Source organism: Rossellomorea sp. ABR4_004, assembly GCF_056159585.1.
Map to the genome: position 1 here is coordinate 1,971,418 of NZ_JBSWVM010000001.1, position 16,649 is coordinate 1,988,066.

At 43.1% G+C, this 16,649-nt stretch carries 10 protein-coding genes; 1 reads left to right on the forward strand and 9 read right to left on the reverse strand.

Annotation, left to right across the window (positions count from 1 at the left end; genetic code table 11):
- Positions 1-39: 39 nt before the first annotated feature.
- The 9 genes from ACXAF2_RS10095 to ACXAF2_RS10135 all read right to left on the reverse strand — a co-directional run bounded on the left by ACXAF2_RS10095 (position 40) and on the right by ACXAF2_RS10135 (position 15,673).
- Positions 40-1,356 (reverse strand): extracellular solute-binding protein, encoded by a 1,317-nt coding sequence (locus ACXAF2_RS10095; RefSeq protein ID WP_475138433.1) that lies wholly within the window; start codon positions 1,354-1,356, stop codon positions 40-42.
- 85 nt (positions 1,357-1,441) lie between these two features.
- A complete protein-coding gene (locus tag ACXAF2_RS10100) occupies positions 1,442-2,488 on the reverse strand; it encodes a LacI family DNA-binding transcriptional regulator (RefSeq protein ID WP_475138435.1) in 1,047 nt (348 codons plus the stop codon).
- A 330-nt stretch (positions 2,489-2,818) separates the two neighbouring features.
- The gene (locus tag ACXAF2_RS10105; RefSeq protein ID WP_475139169.1) at positions 2,819-3,685 is read right to left on the reverse strand and encodes an ROK family protein; all 867 of its coding nucleotides are present in this window, start codon (positions 3,683-3,685) and stop codon (positions 2,819-2,821) included.
- Positions 3,686-3,987: 302 nt separating this feature from the next.
- Positions 3,988-5,913: a fructose-specific PTS transporter subunit EIIC gene (locus tag ACXAF2_RS10110; RefSeq protein ID WP_475138436.1), complete on the reverse strand. Its 1,926-nt coding sequence runs from the start codon at positions 5,911-5,913 to the stop codon at positions 3,988-3,990.
- A gap of 35 nt (positions 5,914-5,948) precedes the next feature.
- Positions 5,949-7,988 (reverse strand): BglG family transcription antiterminator, encoded by a 2,040-nt coding sequence (locus tag ACXAF2_RS10115; protein ID WP_475138438.1) that lies wholly within the window; start codon positions 7,986-7,988, stop codon positions 5,949-5,951.
- A gap of 134 nt (positions 7,989-8,122) precedes the next feature.
- Positions 8,123-9,247 (reverse strand): glycerate kinase family protein, encoded by a 1,125-nt coding sequence (locus ACXAF2_RS10120; protein WP_475138440.1) that lies wholly within the window; start codon positions 9,245-9,247, stop codon positions 8,123-8,125.
- Positions 9,248-9,310: 63 nt separating this feature from the next.
- Entirely contained in the window at positions 9,311-11,002 is a 1,692-nt protein-coding gene (locus tag ACXAF2_RS10125; protein ID WP_475138441.1) for a sugar phosphorylase, read from the reverse strand.
- A gap of 12 nt (positions 11,003-11,014) precedes the next feature.
- Entirely contained in the window at positions 11,015-13,654 is a 2,640-nt protein-coding gene (locus ACXAF2_RS10130; protein WP_475138443.1) for a glycoside hydrolase family 38 N-terminal domain-containing protein, read from the reverse strand.
- 66 nt (positions 13,655-13,720) lie between these two features.
- Positions 13,721-15,673, reverse strand: a complete 1,953-nt coding sequence (locus ACXAF2_RS10135; protein WP_475138444.1) for a fructose-specific PTS transporter subunit EIIC — start codon at positions 15,671-15,673, stop codon at positions 13,721-13,723.
- Between the two features lie 206 nt (positions 15,674-15,879).
- Here ACXAF2_RS10135 and ACXAF2_RS10140 point away from each other — a divergent pair, with 206 nt between their 5' ends.
- Positions 15,880-16,623: a MurR/RpiR family transcriptional regulator gene (locus tag ACXAF2_RS10140; RefSeq protein WP_475138446.1), complete on the forward strand. Its 744-nt coding sequence runs from the start codon at positions 15,880-15,882 to the stop codon at positions 16,621-16,623.
- Positions 16,624-16,649 lie beyond the last annotated feature (26 nt).

Consider the following 16,649-nt stretch of genomic DNA (forward strand, 5'->3'; position numbering starts at 1 on the left):
CCACACATACCTTTTCCTACTCACCCTGTAATGTCTAATTTAATTCGAATTTTCAATCTCTCTTTCTGCGATCTTCTGCGCATCATCCAATACCTCTTGTGAATCAGCACCGTCAAACACAGCACGCAAGGCCTTGCCCCAAGCATCGTTGGCTTCCGGGAATGCTTCAAGCTTGTAGGGTTGTGCATATTGTAGTGTTTCAACATATGGCTTTAATAAAGGATCATTATAAAACTCATCTTCATACAAGTGAGTTTTCACCGGATGACGACCTTCTTCTTTCGCTAAACGAATACCGTATTTATCAGAAATAAACCATTTCATCAGTTCAAATGATGCGACTTTATTTTTTGATCCCTTAGGAACAAACAGGCTTCCCCCACCTAGAACGGATCCTTTTTCGTCTCCTGGTAAAGGAGCTGTTGCTAAATCGTTATACGCATCAGGGAATTCATTCTTGATTCTCGCGATATCCCATGGTCCTGAAATAAAGGAAATCGCTCTTCCTGTTCCAAACATAGCAACCGGGTGGTCCGTTTGACGCTGTTGAGGCGGAGGAACCGGAGATGATTTATCCTCTGTAGCCAACCCAGTGTACTTCTCCATCGTTTCCACGATCTTAGGATCGTTCAGGTTCGCTGTAACTTCGTCCCCATTAAATTTCAGGTTGTTTGTACCTGCTGCTATAACATTTCCAAAGAAACTCCAACCACTGGCACTCGTAACGATTCCATATTGAGAACCATCTTTTTTGGTTAATTTCTTTGAAACTTCCACTAATTCGTCTAACGTTTTGGGTGGTTCTGTAATCCCGTTCTCTTTAAAAATTTTCTTATTATACAGATAGATAGTTGTGTTTACATCAATTGGTACCCCATACTTAACACCTTTCCATTCGGTATCCTGAATTCCCCCTGGAACGATTTGATCCTCTGCTCCCCATTCTTCCCATAAATCATCAAGTGGTTCAGCCAGACCCTGAGCACCCATCGCAAACGCATGAGCATGGGCCATATCTGGAACAGCACCACTTGAAACGGCCAACTTCACCTTATTACTCATGTCTCCCCATTCAATCCCAACTGTTTTAACCGAGATATTAGGGTACACTTCTTTAAATTCTTCAATGGCGTCAGTGATCGGTGCTGTGTTTGCATAATCAGCGGCCAACCAAATTTCCAAATCAGTCTTTGGTAGATCTGCTACCTTCTGATTAAACGCAGGTAGCCCCTCAGCAACTAAATCGCGATCAGGCGGATTGACGGTCATTTTCTCTTCTGTAGAACTCCCGGTTGTTGATTGACATCCAGCTAGCACTAGTAAAATGGCAACTACACATAACAATACTCTTTTCATTGTTTTCCCCCTTGTCCTATCAACCGTTTTAAAACGCTTACATTTTGACGATTATGAAACAAACCCCTTCTCCAACCCGTTCTCCCTATCTCCCCCCTTCAAGTGTCTGAATAAGTCCTTCCCTGTTTCCCTTGCAAGAATCTCTTTTTACAAGCTTAGCTGGAACCATCTTATATTTTGGTGATAACTCATGATTGAGTGTACTCATTAAAATATTGGCTGCTTCTTCCCCCAATTTTTCTGGCTGTAACTCCATACTGGTTAATCTAGGAGTGATCTCATGGGCAAGTGTCTCATTATTACTTAAAGCAACTAAGGAGACATCGTTTGGAATATCTATTTCCAGCTCTCTTGCTGCTCTTATGACACCCAGAGCTACACGATCAGTATCAGCAATAATAGCGGTATAATTTTTCTTCTGATAGTTTTCTAGTAAACTTAAATAGCCATATTGCGAACCATCTTTATAATGTGAAGGATCAAAATAAATGACATCCTCTTCATTAAATGGGAGAGAATAATTATCATAGGCCTGTCTTAATCCTGATTGCCGATCCTCAGCAACCGTCATATGTAAGGAGGCATTTAAGAATAAGATTTCCTTGTGGCCTAGTCCAATTAAATACTCCCCTACCTCCTTCACCATTTCTGTGTTGTTATTATCTACATATTTCGTATCACCATTTCGATCATTAGGTCTTCCAATAATGACAAAAGGTGTTTTAGAAGCTTTATACTTCAGAATTCTCTGGTCTTCATCCAATGGATTCAAGAGGATGACGCCATCAACAGGATCATTGGAAACAAAGTTCATTTCGTCTTCTTCCACTATTCTGTCTAATAGAACACGGTAGCCGTTTTCTGAACACTTTTTGACGACACTATTAATGATTTTGGTTTCAAAGCTACTCAGTTCATACTCTGTGTAAGTAGGCATTTTAAGACCGATGATCATCGTCTTTTTCGTAGCTAAGCTACGTGCCATATGGTTGGGAACATAATTTAATCGATTTGCAACCTCTAATACCCGATTGGTAACCTCTACACTTATCGGGCGTTTTTTACTAAATACATTGGAAACGGTGCTTTTTGAAACACCTGCTTCTCTTGCAACATCACCTATCGTTGTCATACAAGTCTCCTTTTCAATCGAACCGGTTTCATTAGTAATAAAAAAAAATATTCTGTTTCAACAGGATTTATGACTGAAACCGTGTGAATAAATCAATTATTATAACCATTTAGTCGAACCGGTTTCATAATTATGAGTTCATTATATTTAATATTTTTAAATAAGTCAATATTCTGAAAAATATTTCGGTAAATTTTTCTCCTGCTCCTGTTAACCTGATTATACAATAAAAATCTTCGATAAAAATTGGGAAAATACCCACCACAAATAAGATCGATCTCTATACTATCAAAGAGATCGACCTTCCTGATTTTATTCTTTTATATTGTCTTAGAGTTTGGAAACCAAACCGATTGCTCCTGCCAATCCAGCGTTATCCCCTAAACCTGGAGGAACAATATATTCATCTATTCTATCAAGGATTTGTTCATGCTGAATGTATTCACCTAGGATCGTTCTGACGTGATGATGAATTAGTGGAAACAATTGTTCCTGCTTCATGACTCCTCCTCCTAGAATGACTCGTTTCGGAGATAAGATCAGTATATACTGGGCAATAGCTTGGGCGAGGTAGTATGCCTCCATATTCCAAGCCAATCTCTCATCGCTTAAATCATAAGCTTTCTTCCCCCACCTTTTTTCAATGGCGGGACCAGCGGCAAGTCCTTCCAGGCAATCACCATGGTACGGACAGTTTCCTTCATAATGATCCTCAGGATGTCTTCGAATGAGGATATGACCCATTTCAGGATGAGTCAACCCGTGTATGAGTTTCCCTTCGGCCAGTGCACCAACACCAATTCCCGTTCCAACTGTAATATAAATACAGCTATCTAGGCCTTTAGCAGCTCCCCATTGGCTTTCCCCAAGTGCTGCAGCATTCACATCTGTATCAAATCCAATTGGAACAGAAAAGTGTTTCTTAAGCTCTCCAATCAGGTTCACATGATTCCATTTCTTTTTTGGAGTGCTTGTTATATAACCGTATGTAGAGCTTGAACGATCAAGATCAACCGGCCCGAAAGAACCTACACCTAATGCGCTAATCTTCTTATTCTGAAAAAAGGAATGGACATGCTTCAACGTTTCATCAGGAGTGGTGGTTGGAATTGTTACACGTTCATATATATTTCCATCCTTGTCACCTACCCCACAGACAAACTTGGTTCCTCCTGCTTCAATTGCTCCTATCATTATATATTACTCCTCCCTACTCATGACTTCATTCCGAAAACTCTTACAATTACTATAATCGAATTTCCAACGTATAGAAAGGTTGTCTTTCTGATAAAATCGAGGAAACATTCCAGGCAATCCCTCTTTATGTGAGTAGTCCTCCACATGATAAAATCTATTTTTATGTGAATTGTAGTATCGTAATGCTTTCCTTTCTCTCTTCCATCCAATTAAAACATTTCAAAAAAGAAACTCAACTTTAACAATAAAGTTGAGTTTCATAAATTCAATACGCTGATTCTTTTAATATGGAGAAAATCCTTCTATTCAATCATGTCTAGTAATTTATAAGCTTCTTCTTCTGTGCCAGCATTCAACAATCGATTTCGATAATCCTGGTCCATGAGCTGGCGAGAAAGTAATTGTAAGATTTTCAGATGTTCGTTACCTTCACTATTTTTCGGAACGGCAATCATGAAGATCAACTTGGCATCTGAACCATCCAGGCTCTTCCAATCTACGCCCTCTTTCTTGATTCCAAAAACAACACTTGGTTTTCTAACCGAATCAGACTTTCCATGAGGGATAGCAATATTCATTCCAATCCCTGTCGTACTCTCTTCTTCTCGGTCTAGGATAGCTTGCTTAAAATCGGTGGGTGAAGCGATAATGCCCTCTTTATCTAACTTATCAATCATTTCATCAATAACATCATCCCTTGTAGAACCTTTCAATTCTACATCTATCAGATCTAAATTAGTTATATCCGTTAATTTGTTTATTTCCACTATTTCTTTTTGAGTCAACTCTTCAGGTATTTCTTGAGAGATAGCCGCCTCATCCTCACTCACTTCCCCTTGACCAGCAGTATCAACATCCTTCTTTAATAGATTTACCACTAATGCGGTGACAACCGCACCAGCAATAACAGCAACAAAGAACATCAATATGTTATCCACAGCACCAAGAACGGCAACAATCGGACCTCCATGAGCCACCCGGTCTCCTACATGACCAAGCATCGCGATGACGGATCCTGTCATGGAACCGACCATGATACTAGGAATGACACGGAGTGGATCCTGTGCCGCAAATGGGATTGCTCCTTCTGTAATACCGAACAAGCCCATTGTAAATGCTGCTTTTCCTGTTTCTCTTTCAGATGCCTGGAATTTCTTTTTGCCAATGAAAGTGGCCAGTCCCATTCCGATTGGCGGAATACAGATGGCAACGGCTATCGGTCCCATAATTTCATAGTTTCCTTCTGCAATCATGGCAGAACCGAAGAGGAAGGCAACTTTGTTCACCGGACCTCCCATATCGAAGGAGATCATGGCGCCCAGTATGAGGGCAAGTAAGATAGAACTTGTCCCTTGCATACCTGCCAGCCAGCCTGTTAGTACTTCAAATGTTTGAGCGACTGGTGCACCAATTATAAATACAAATGCCAATCCGACAATTAAGGATGCCAACACCGGTATAATGATAATCGGCATGATTGGTTGAATGGCTTTAGGAACTTTAATCTTTTTAATATAAAGGGCAACGTACCCCGCCAGGAAACCAGCTATGATACCACCGATGAACCCTGCACCGGCTTCACTTCCATAGAAACTTCCATTCGCTGCAATGTATCCACCGACGATACCCGGTGCAAGTCCTGGCCTGTCTGCAATACTATACGCGATGAACCCTGCCAGGATAGGGACCATGAACGTGAATGATGCTCCGCCGATCGCTTCAATACTTTTCCAGAATGAATCTTCTGGTATGACAAGGCCACCCGGCGTTTTCACACCACCCATCGTCAAGGCAACGGCAATCAATAATCCACCAATCACAATGAACGGGATCATATACGATACGCCATTCATTAAGTGGCGGTAGATTGGGTTTTCTTTCTTCTCCGCCTGTTTCTTTTCTCCGGAAGTAGAGTGATAGACAGGAACATCGCCACTCATTACTTTCTTAAGCAACTGCTCCGGTTTACGAATGCCATCCTGCACTCCTGCTACTAATACCTTCTTTCCATTGAACCGCTCTTTGTTTACGGTTTTATCAGCAGCAATGATAATACCGTCAGCTTCTTGTATATCTTTTTCAGTGAACTCATTTTCTACCCCGATGGAACCCTGGGTCTCTACTTTTAACTGGATCCCCAACTGTTTTGCTGCTTTTTCCAGATTTTCAGCAGCCATATAAGTATGGGCAATACCATTGGGACAAGATGTAATGGCTAGTAGTTTCATCTCTCATTCTCCTTTTTCGTAATCGCTTACAATCACTATACAATGAAAAGCTGAAACAAAAAGACCATTCTTTTACCGGAGCTCCGGTAAAAAGCAAAAAATAAGAAGTAAAGCCAATTCGCTTTACTTCTTTCATTCTTGAACACAGAAAGAAAGTTCATGATATCCTGCTGCACAATCAAAGATTGAACCTTCCTGGGATCTTCACTTAAAGATGAAATTTCGCTAAATAGGTGTTTCACTTCTTTCTGCTCTTCATTATTCACTGCCAATAGAAAGACTAATGATACTTTTTCTACTCCCCATTCAATAGGTTCCTTTAAGGTCGCAATACCAATCGCTGATTGCTTGATCAAGTCAGGGTGTCCATGAGGGATGGCTATCCCTGCACCGATGGCGGTAGCTGACATTCTCTCCCTTATCATAGTGCTTTCGATATATTCCTTCTCCACGTAGCCTTTTGAGTAGAGAGAGGCAGCGAGCTTCTTTATGATCTCATATTTGCTCGTTTCATCTTGTTGAAGAAACACCACAAATGGATTGGTATATTTTAATAAGATAGATTCCTCAAGGGATTGTTTTAGAGAGCGTTTAGTCTGCTTTAGCCACTGCTCGAGACGTTCTTCATCACTATTTTCCAATAAAGGTGAAACGACGATGTGAGGAACTTTGATTTCCGGCAAGGAAATGGTGCTGATCACCAGGTCCACTTCTTGCTTACAAAGGAAATCCTGTAATTCAGACTTAGCAATACTTCCTAAAACGTGCACAGAGTAGAATTTCCGTTCAATTTTCGTACGCAATAATTGAGACATACCGATACCCATATGACAAACGAGTACAACTTTTGTTGTGGATAGATGTTGATTTTTGATTCTCTCGAGTGAAGATTGAAAGTGTAAGGTTAAATAAGCCGCTTCTTCTTCGGGAATATTAAGGGCTAATGATTGATTAATATCCCCTAACGAAAGCATCATTTGATCAAACATATAAGGATACATTTTCTTGATTTCATGTAACATGACATTCGAGACAGGCAGTCCATGTTCCAAACGATTAAGTGTAGAAAGCAAATGAACGTTTAATCCTTCCCACAATTCCCGGTCTTTCTTAAAATCGATGTTCGTAGATTGGGATACCCGATCCACTAGCATACTCATCACCTTTAAGAGAACAGGATTGTCATCTTGAGAGCTTTGGTTTAAGGTGTCCTTCTGAGATCGATATTTCCCTCCAAGGAAATGAAGGGTCAGGTATGCCTTTTCTTTATCTGGAAAACGAATGGAGAAGAAAGGTTCAAGCTTCTCTGAGAAATCAACAGCCCAACGATACTCGGTTTTCTTTAGTAGAAAAAGACGCTCTTCCTCTGATATAGAAATGACTTGTCCCAGTTTGGCCCTCTTGATCATAAGAAGAGTATGAAGGACAATCCGTTCAAAGCTTTCGTCGGTAAAACGCAGCGCATATTTCCGCTGCACTTCTTTCAGCTCCGTATTTACAACCTTGAATTCTGCAGATGTAAATTGATCCTTCATGAAATCATGAATAAGTGCTGGATGATTGACCATTTCCGATAAACGGGACAGTGCTGAGCGCTTATTCTTTTCTGTGCCTTCTAAGGTCAAGCCCACCTTTTGCCTGGTACCTAACGTAATATCAAAGCGCTTTAACCATGTTTCAATTTTTTCTATATCTCTTTTTATAATGGCCTTACTCACGTAAAAGCGGCTCATAAATTCCTGGGATGTGACCGGGGTAGTATCCATCAGTAGATGATAGGCTATTTGAATGACCCTTCTTTCATCCTCCTGGTAACTCAATGTCGCATCAGTGGAGTGAAGGAGACCATACAGCTTTTTTTCATCCTCTTCATTCAGTTCCAAACAGACACCCAGTCCAGGTTTTCGAATTAGTTCAGCAGAAGAAATACCTTCTAAATAATGTTGGATCGCTTTCAAATCGTTTCGCACCGTCTTTTCAGAGCACTGTACTTGATCGGTAATGTTCCTTACTAGTATGTAATGATTGGATTGATCTATAAGCATACGCAAGATTTCGTTTTGTCTCTCATTCATATTTTCACCTTCTTAATGTTTGAGACGATTATCTACCTTATGATACTTTTTGCTTATAGAAATGTAAACTCGATGCTGGAATTCTCTTTTCCTATATAAAAATAGGGCGAGGTTCTAGTTCCCTCGCCCTTCCATTATCTTAATATCCGTACAATCTGCTCCACCGTCACCCGGATCTGCTCACTCGTCACTTCACTCCTTAACGCTTCCTCCAAAGACCGGCACTCTGTCTGAATCGAGAAAACAGCATCCAGATGCTGATTTACCTCTGCCAAATCCGTATCGATCCGACCCGCGATCCCGATGACTTTCTTACCGTGCTTCTTCGAAAGCTTTGCAACCCCAACGGGCACTTTCCCCATCAGTGATTGCTGATCCAAGCTTCCTTCACCAGTGAAGACGATATCAGCATTCATCACTTTCTCCTCTAACTTGGTAAGCTCAATAATCGTATCCACTCCGGATTGAAGAACGCCGTTTAAAGCCGCTACAATACCTCCACCAAGTCCTCCGGCAGCTCCAGAGCCAGGTACACCTTGTACGTCGATCCCATACACTTCACTAAATAAGGAAGCGAGCCTCATCAAACCGGCATCCAGTTCTATTATCCCTTCAGAAGTGGCACCCTTCTGCCTTCCAAAAATATGGGCAGCACCTTTCTCTCCATAGAAAGGGTTGGTGACATCGCTCGCAATCGTGAACGAGCATTGCACCAGTCCGGGTAACCGCTCATGATCAGAAAACGAAGCCGCCCTAAGCAATGGATTTCCTTCCACTCCAAGCTCTACTCCATCCTCATCATAAAATGTCCACCCCAATGCCTGGAGCATCCCGACTCCCCCGTCGTTCGTAGCACTCCCGCCAAGGGAAATGACAATGTTGCGATATCCGTTCATGATGGCATCCTTGATCTGTTCACCCAAACCATACGTATTCGACTTCATTGGGTCCCGCTTCTCAAACGGTACTAGGGGAAGTCCACTGCTGCTTGCACTTTCAATAAACGCTGTATCTCCATTAAGAACAACATAACGCGCAAGAACAGTGTTCATTAACGGATCATGTACCGGGACTTCCTTCTCTTCTCCATCCAGACATGTGAGCAGGGCATCCAAGGTCCCCTCTCCACCATCTGCCATGGGGGAGTTCTCAACACGAGCTGATGGCATAACAGAAAGGATCCCCTTCCGAGCCGCTTCCCCCACTTCAAAAGCTGATAATGAATCCTTATAGGAATCAGAAGCTATTAAAAAATTCATTTCACACACGCTCCTATGAAAAGGTGCCAGAAGCCTAAGAAAGCGACTGGCACCTGTATTGATCTATTGTTTTACCCACATGAATTCATAAGGGGTTAATTCAACTTCTCCACTTACTTCTTTCCCGCTCTGTAAATCGAAGCCCGGGTGGGGAGGTGTTACAGCTACTGAAGCAACATCCAGATTGACAATAAACGTGATGCTCTCTCCTGTTTCTTGATTGAAACGCTTCAGTCCGAATAGATTGGCACCCAGTTCAAGTACTTCCTGCCCTGCATAAGGAGAAAAAGCAGATTCCTTCTGTCGGATCGAAATCATTTCCTGTAAGCCTTCAAAGATTCCTTTGCGACGAGAATCCGTTTCTAATTCCTCAAGGATGCTTCCCAGCTCCAGCTTCTCACGATTGATCCTGCGGTTGATGCCTGACGACTCTACACCCGCTTCATCGTTATGAGAGCCCAGTAAGGAATGATAGTAAATGGCCGGAACTCCCACAAACGATAACAAGATGGAATGTGCGGCCAACATCTTCTTCACTTCCAGTTCTTCTGTCGTATCCTCACCTTGGTTGACCAACGCTGCTGAATAGTTGATGTTCAACTCATAAACAGACTGGCTGCCATCACTATTGGCTTTATACGAAACACGACCGCCGTTTTCTTTCACTTTATTCACAAGCAGGTGTTTCTCGTTCTCTGTCAGGATCCCTTCAGTCGGACGCATCCCGATTCCATCATGACTCGCCAGAAAGTTGAAATAGGTCGCAGTATCCGAAACGGTATCAATCGTTTTCGCCCATTCCGTCAGCTTTTCACCATTGTGAGTCGTCAGTGAAAACAGCACCAATGGAGGCAGGGAGAATTGATAGACCATATTGGCTTCATCGGTCCCATCACCGAAATAGCTGATGTTTTCTTTATGCGGTACATTCGTTTCCGTAATGATCTGGGTATTCGGCTTAAAGAAGTCCATGACCTCTCTCCACAGCTTGATGATTTCATGTGCCTGGGGCAGATGGATGGAGGTTGTGCCTGATTCCTTCCAAATGAACCCGATGGCATCCAATCGGATGCTTGTTCCGCCCTTGCTTGCATACTCAAGTAAAATATCCGTCGTTTCCTTTAATACCGGAAAATGGCGGAAGTTCAAATCAACCTGGTCTTCACTAAAGGTCGTCCAAGCCGTTTTCACGCCGTCACGTCCTTCGTATTCATGATACAAAGGCGATGTGCGGGGACGAACGACTACACTTGGATCAAAAGAAGGATCCTTTGGAACAAAATATTCCTTGTATCTCTCTTCACCATTGATATAACCTTGAAACCACGCACTGGATTTCGAAATATGATTGGCAACAAAATCAAACATCAAGCGATAATCCTGAGCCAGTTCTTCAATGTTCGTCCAATCCCCGAGTTTCGGGTCCACTTGACGGTAGTCCACGACTGAGAAACCATCATCGGATGTATAAGGAAACATCGGCAGCAAGTGAACGTCCGTAATCGAACCCTTCACCTTTTCATTTAAGAAGGTGCGAAGAGAAGCAAGTGTGGGCTTGCCCTCTTCGTAAATGCTGTCACCATACGTGATCAGATAAACGTTTTCTTCAGACACAGGTGCTGCGCTTTCCCAGGAATGACGACTCCATTTATCCACTAGCCCTGTAAAAGAAGTCAGGAACTCCTCTTTGAAATCTTCCCCGTAAATCGTCTTTAATCTCTCTTCCACATTTCTTACTAATTCTTGCTTTGTCATGATTTCACCTTCTTAAGATAGTTTTAATGTGAGGTGGCTCTTCGGATTGACAGTGATCGCCGTACCCGCCTCTTTATGGAATTCCTCCGCCAGATTCGTGATGGAAACGTTGCTGAATTCATGGTCTACTTTCACGGTCTGAACGGATTCAGTCGGGTTGAACAAGCGAACAACAATCGACTTGTCATCATAGGCACGCTTGGAGCTGCTCATCACAACAGAAATATTGTCCATTTCCAACAATGAAACCTTGTCATCCATCTCCTTAACCGGATAAGGAATCTCAAAACGCTCCAACCGCTCTTCAAACGTATTCAAGCTTTGTTTCTGATAAGAAGCATGTCGAGCAACATAATGATCCGTCAGCCCGAACATCTCCACAGGCTCTGCATCCCCTACATAAATCCCGTACTCAAACACCATCTTCTGCTTCATCTGCGCATCAGGGGTATAAACGACTTTATTGTTAATGCCCGATGCTCTTCCCGGACGCCACATGAGATCATCTTTCCCTAACAACCCGACGCTTCTAAATAGAGTAAGGGCGAGTTCACCTGAGTTTTCAAGCACTTCATATTCCTTGATCCCTCTTGTTACGGCCGCAAAAGTATGGGAATCAGTCGATACCCCTGCAAAGTTTTCAAGGGAATAAATCGGTACCGGTGCTTCCGCAAAACCATTCTCTTTCCAATCCTTCATATACGGATTGTCCACACTTCGCTCAATCAGCCCAAAGCCCTGATCGGCAAAGGAAGTCTGAGGTTTGTTTGTCCCTGTATTCAATAGAACGCGTACACGGTGATCCTCAACAGCATTCTCGATTGTATGCTGAACCCGGACGAACTTTTCATTTTTTCGAAGCTCAAGAGTCGAGATGACCACCAATGGTTCGCTGTTGATTTCCGCCTGGCGGTCCTCCAGATTCCCTGGTACAAGGGCCTCATGCTTCACCATGATTTTCTGTGAAAGCTCACCTGCTTCTACAGAAAGCAGCTCTCCATTTTCTAACCAAAGAGGCTGATCATCTTCCAAAGGTGAGAAATCATAGGAATCTCCTGCATCACCGACATTTTCAAATCGAAGCAGATTGGTAATCACTTTGCCCTTACCTTTCTCAGTCAGGGTCAGATTACCTTCCACAAATTCAACTTTCACATGTTCATTTTCAATCGTCCGACTTTCGCTGTCTTCAAGCCTTTTCATACCTTCGCTGAGCTCTTCAACCATATATGTCTCGTACCCTAACCCGGCAACATCTTTCAAATCTGCCATTACGACGGTGCGGTAATAACCCGGTACCTCTACCTGCTTTTCGCCTTCAGCTGTCACGACAATTTTCTTACCGCCGCTTATATATTCCTGGTCAACGGCTTCCATATCAACAAGCTCTCCATTAAGGTCCTTCACGTTGAATTGATCAGACTTTGTAAACAGGACAGCCTCCACCGTTCCGGAAAATTCAGACGCATTCGTGTTGAAGAATACAAAAACGGAGTCATTACCGAGCTTCTTGCTGATCGCTTCAGTCATTTGTTTCTTCAAGATATTCAGGAGCCCATCTGCAATACGGTTCACCTTTTCAAGCCGTTGAACGATATCACGATTGGTATCATCGGAGTTACACCCGCCGATACTGTCGTGGGCATGGACATCGAAGAGTTCCTTCCACATTCCGTCCAGCCATGCCTGGGGATAACGAAGGCCCAAGGATTGACCGATGACCGCCAATGGCTCCAATACATTCAAAATCTTATGTTCGACTTCATAATTTGCTTTCTTAATATCATAGCGCTGGGAACGGATTGTGTTATGAATACGGGACTTCTGGGTCGCCGTCAATTCGCCTTCAATCACATTTGTAAAATCCGCCTCGTTCTCCCATGCATCCTTCATAAAGGTCTCATAGTCGGAAAGGACAAACTCATAGTCCTCTGAGCTTTCATTCAGCTGCTTAATGGTCTCAGGGAAATGCTCACGCACAAGCACCTGATCCCCGCCTGCCGGGAGAAGGAGATGGTCACTATTCTGATTCATATCAGCCAGCTTCTCCAGAATCGGAAACAGTCGTTCTTCCTTATACTCCTCTGTAGCTTCAAGGAATTTCCCCGGTCCATATCCGAAATAAATGTTGTTGGCATGCACGGTTTCACCGTCAGGAGATTTCCACTTGAAATTCAAATCACCTTTCAATTGATCGGTGTAAATTCCTCGCTGAAGGACGCTGTTATCGATATCGAATCCTTTGAAGATTGAAGGAAGATACTGATTCTGTCCAAAAATATCAGGCAGGTAACCACAATTCATACTGTGACCGAAACTCTTCGAAATCTTGGTTCCGTATAACAGGTTACGGATGATGGATTCTTTATTCACAAGCAGGGAATCGGTCTGCGTATACCAAGGTCCGATAAACAGCTGCTTCATTTCCACAAGCTGCTTCAAGCGGTCCCTGTTTTCAGGACGGACCTTCAAATACTCCTCCACAATGCTTGCCTGGGCATCGAATACATAGCCCGTATAGTCTTGATCTGTTTCAAGAACATCTAAGAGATGGTCCAGGTTTTCTGCAAGTAATACATTCGAATCTTCTATTGTAAAATACCATTCACGATCCCAGTGGGAATGAGGTACGACATAAACGCGCTTTTTCATGGATGTTCCCTCCAAATAATAGGTAAAGGGTTCCGGGTCCATAAAGACCCAGCCCCCTTTTTGTGATTATTTTTCGTTCTTTTTCAAGATTGCAAAGCGGATGAAAATGTTTGCGAAAGCGATGAACAATACCCCTACCAGAAGTCCAATGAGGTAAGCCCAAATATTTTCAACGAGTGGCCATCCCCAGACAGCCGGAAGTGGATACCACTGAACGGCCCCAAGTACGACTGCCGTTACGGATCCTAAAATAGCCCCGATGATATTGATCGGTATCGTGATCAGCGGGTTACGGAGCATGAATGGAATCGCTCCCTCACTGATGGCGATAAATCCAAGTAATAAAGACGTATTCCCTGCCACTCGCAGGTTCGCATCGAACACACGGCGACCTACTACATATTTATCGATAACCGTCGCAAGTCCCAAACCGATCGGCGGGATAACGATCGCCAATACACGTGCTGTCAACGGATAGATCTGATCAGCTGCAAGTCCGATGGCAATAGCTCCGGCTGCTTTGTTGATCGGTCCACCTAAGTCAAAGGCAGTGGCAGCAGCGATGATACTTGCGAGCACTACATTCCCTGCCCCTTGAGCCGCTGTGATCCACTCACTTAGAAGTGCATTAAGTCCGCCGAAAACGGGATCAACAATGTAGAAATTTAGGAAGAAAATCGTTAATACAGAAATCGCAGGAATGATTAACATCGGTTTCATTGCGATTAAATTTTTATTTAGTTTAATTCTTTCATTTAAGAATTTAGAGACATATCCAGCCGTTAATCCAAGGATCAGTGCCCCTAGGAAACCTGATGGAATTCCACCTTCGATTCCCCAGAACGTATAGTGAAGTCCTGCTGCAAATACCCCTCCAATAAATCCGGAAACGAGTCCAACTCTGTCGGCAATTGAATAAGCCACGAAAGCCCCGAAGATTGGATACATGAACTTAAAGATCATGCCGCCGAATTTATCAAGGTGATGAAGGATCACCAATAGTTCATTTGAGTGAGTCGCATACTTAATATCATGAATTTGATCTACGAGACCCATCGGCATGGCAGAGAGCTTCGCAATCCCCATCATCAGACCGGCTGCGACAAGGACAGGAATCATATAAGAAATCCCGGTCATGACCGCCTGAGTGATCTCAGACAGAAGTCCCTGCTTATTACCTCCAGTAGAAACCTCTTCTTCACCACTGTCCCCTGAAACGGTTCCATCCGGGTTCGTCAACGCCCGGTTAATGATCTCCTTGGCATGCTTCAACGGTTCTGCTACACGTGTTTGAACGTATGGCTTCCCAGCGAAACGTTCCTTATTCTTAGGAGCAATATCGGTAGCAAAAACAACGGCATCCGCTTCTTTCAAAATCGCCCCCCGGTGCTCATCTTCAATCCCGTTCGCACCCTGTTTCTCTGTAAGAACACGGACACCCATCTCACGTCCTGCTTTCTCCAATGCCTCTGCAGACATATACGTGTGGGCGATACCCGCTGCACAGGCAGTGATGGCCAGTACCGTTTTGGTATATTCTTGAGGAGCCTCGACTACCTCTTCCTTCTGATCTAATAATGATAGAAACTCTGAAGGTGAAGAAGCGTTCATCAAGTTATCGATATAGCCCTTGTCCATCAGTCGTGTACTCAGTTCAGAAAGGACACTTAAATGGGTGGATCCGGCTTCCGCATCCGGTATGGCAAGCAGGAATACAAGCTTGACTTTGTTCGTCGGATCAATGCTTTCCCATGTATCGATGCCGTTTCGAAGTCTGGCGACGGCAAATTTCGCTTTCTTTACAGCTGAGCTTTTCCCGTGGGGGATCGCAAGCCCCGCTTCTAACCCTGTTGGAGAGATCTTCTCCCTCTCCAGTACAGCTTGTAAAAAATCTTCTTTAGACGTTAAAACATCCTGTTTATATAACGCATCTACAAGCGTCTCAAGAATCTCTCGTTTTGAGTTTGATTCAATATCAAATATGACCAACTGTTCATCTGTCATTTTTCTTAATTCCATGAGGTTCACCTCTCTATTAGTAAATATCATTTTCTGTGAAATCCCTTACAATGTAGTTATAACACAGAAACCATAAGGTCTTTTGTACATCCAGCGTACAATTGTACAGAATGAAAGCCTTATCATGAGTGGGGCAGGTAAAAGAGTATAGCAATCAGTGATATAATGAATGATAAACAATGAAACGGTTTACAAAGGAGTATTCTATGGGGAAAGTATTGGATCGATTTTCTTCCCATATCGGGGAGCTTACATACGCGGAAAAACATGTTCTTTATTATGTGGAGGAGAATTTGGAGACAGCAAAGAATCAATCTCTGACCGCCATGGCCGAAAGCAATAGCGTCAGCACCACTACCATCATTCGTATGTGTCATAAGCTTGGGCTTGGGGGCTTCTCTGAATTCAAGTTTAACCTAAAGAGCATCGATGAAAACGTGGGGCCGGCTGAAAACATGCTCGATCGTTATCGCCAGGATACGAATCGAACACTGGAGTCTTTACGAGTGGAAGAGTTAGAAAAAATCAGCCAACAGCTTTTACAATCGAATCGAGTGATGATTGTAGCTGTGGGGTTAACGAAGATGGCAGGGGAATACTTTAGCAAGCTGTTTATGCAGGTTAACAAGCCAACGTCTTACGTATATGAATCACATATCATCGACCTGCTCCCCAATATGGTTCAGCAAGACGATCTCATCGTCTTCATCTCATCCAGTGGAGAGACGAAAACCATTGTCGGGGCAGCCGAGAAGATCCGTTATAAGAATGCCGACTCCCTGGCAATCACCAATTCAGCAGACAGCACACTGGCCAAACTCACCAGGAACGCCATTAGCGCCGATGTACAAAAAGTACAGTTTGCCGGGTATGATTTGACGCCACGGTCTACGATGGTGATCTTGATTGATTTGATTTTTGAGTTTTATTTGAAGAAAGTGATGAAGTGATCATTAAACAATTGTTTAGTTGGATT

Excerpts from the sequence above, each read along its gene's own strand:
- ACXAF2_RS10095 (WP_475138433.1), bottom strand. The coding sequence starts at position 1,356 with ATGAAAAGAGTATTGTTATGTGTAGTTGCCATTTTACTAGTGCTAGCT.
- ACXAF2_RS10100 (WP_475138435.1), bottom strand. The coding sequence starts at position 2,488 with ATGACAACGATAGGTGATGTTGCAAGAGAAGCAGGTGTTTCAAAAAGC.
- ACXAF2_RS10110 (WP_475138436.1), bottom strand. The coding sequence starts at position 5,913 with ATGAAACTACTAGCCATTACATCTTGTCCCAATGGTATTGCCCATACT.
- ACXAF2_RS10115 (WP_475138438.1), bottom strand. The coding sequence starts at position 7,988 with ATGAATGAGAGACAAAACGAAATCTTGCGTATGCTTATAGATCAATCC.
- ACXAF2_RS10120 (WP_475138440.1), bottom strand. The coding sequence starts at position 9,247 with ATGAATTTTTTAATAGCTTCTGATTCCTATAAGGATTCATTATCAGCT.
- ACXAF2_RS10125 (WP_475138441.1), bottom strand. The coding sequence starts at position 11,002 with ATGACAAAGCAAGAATTAGTAAGAAATGTGGAAGAGAGATTAAAGACG.
- ACXAF2_RS10130 (WP_475138443.1), bottom strand. The coding sequence starts at position 13,654 with ATGAAAAAGCGCGTTTATGTCGTACCTCATTCCCACTGGGATCGTGAA.
- ACXAF2_RS10135 (WP_475138444.1), bottom strand. The coding sequence starts at position 15,673 with ATGGAATTAAGAAAAATGACAGATGAACAGTTGGTCATATTTGATATT.
- ACXAF2_RS10140 (WP_475138446.1), top strand. The coding sequence starts at position 15,880 with ATGGGGAAAGTATTGGATCGATTTTCTTCCCATATCGGGGAGCTTACA.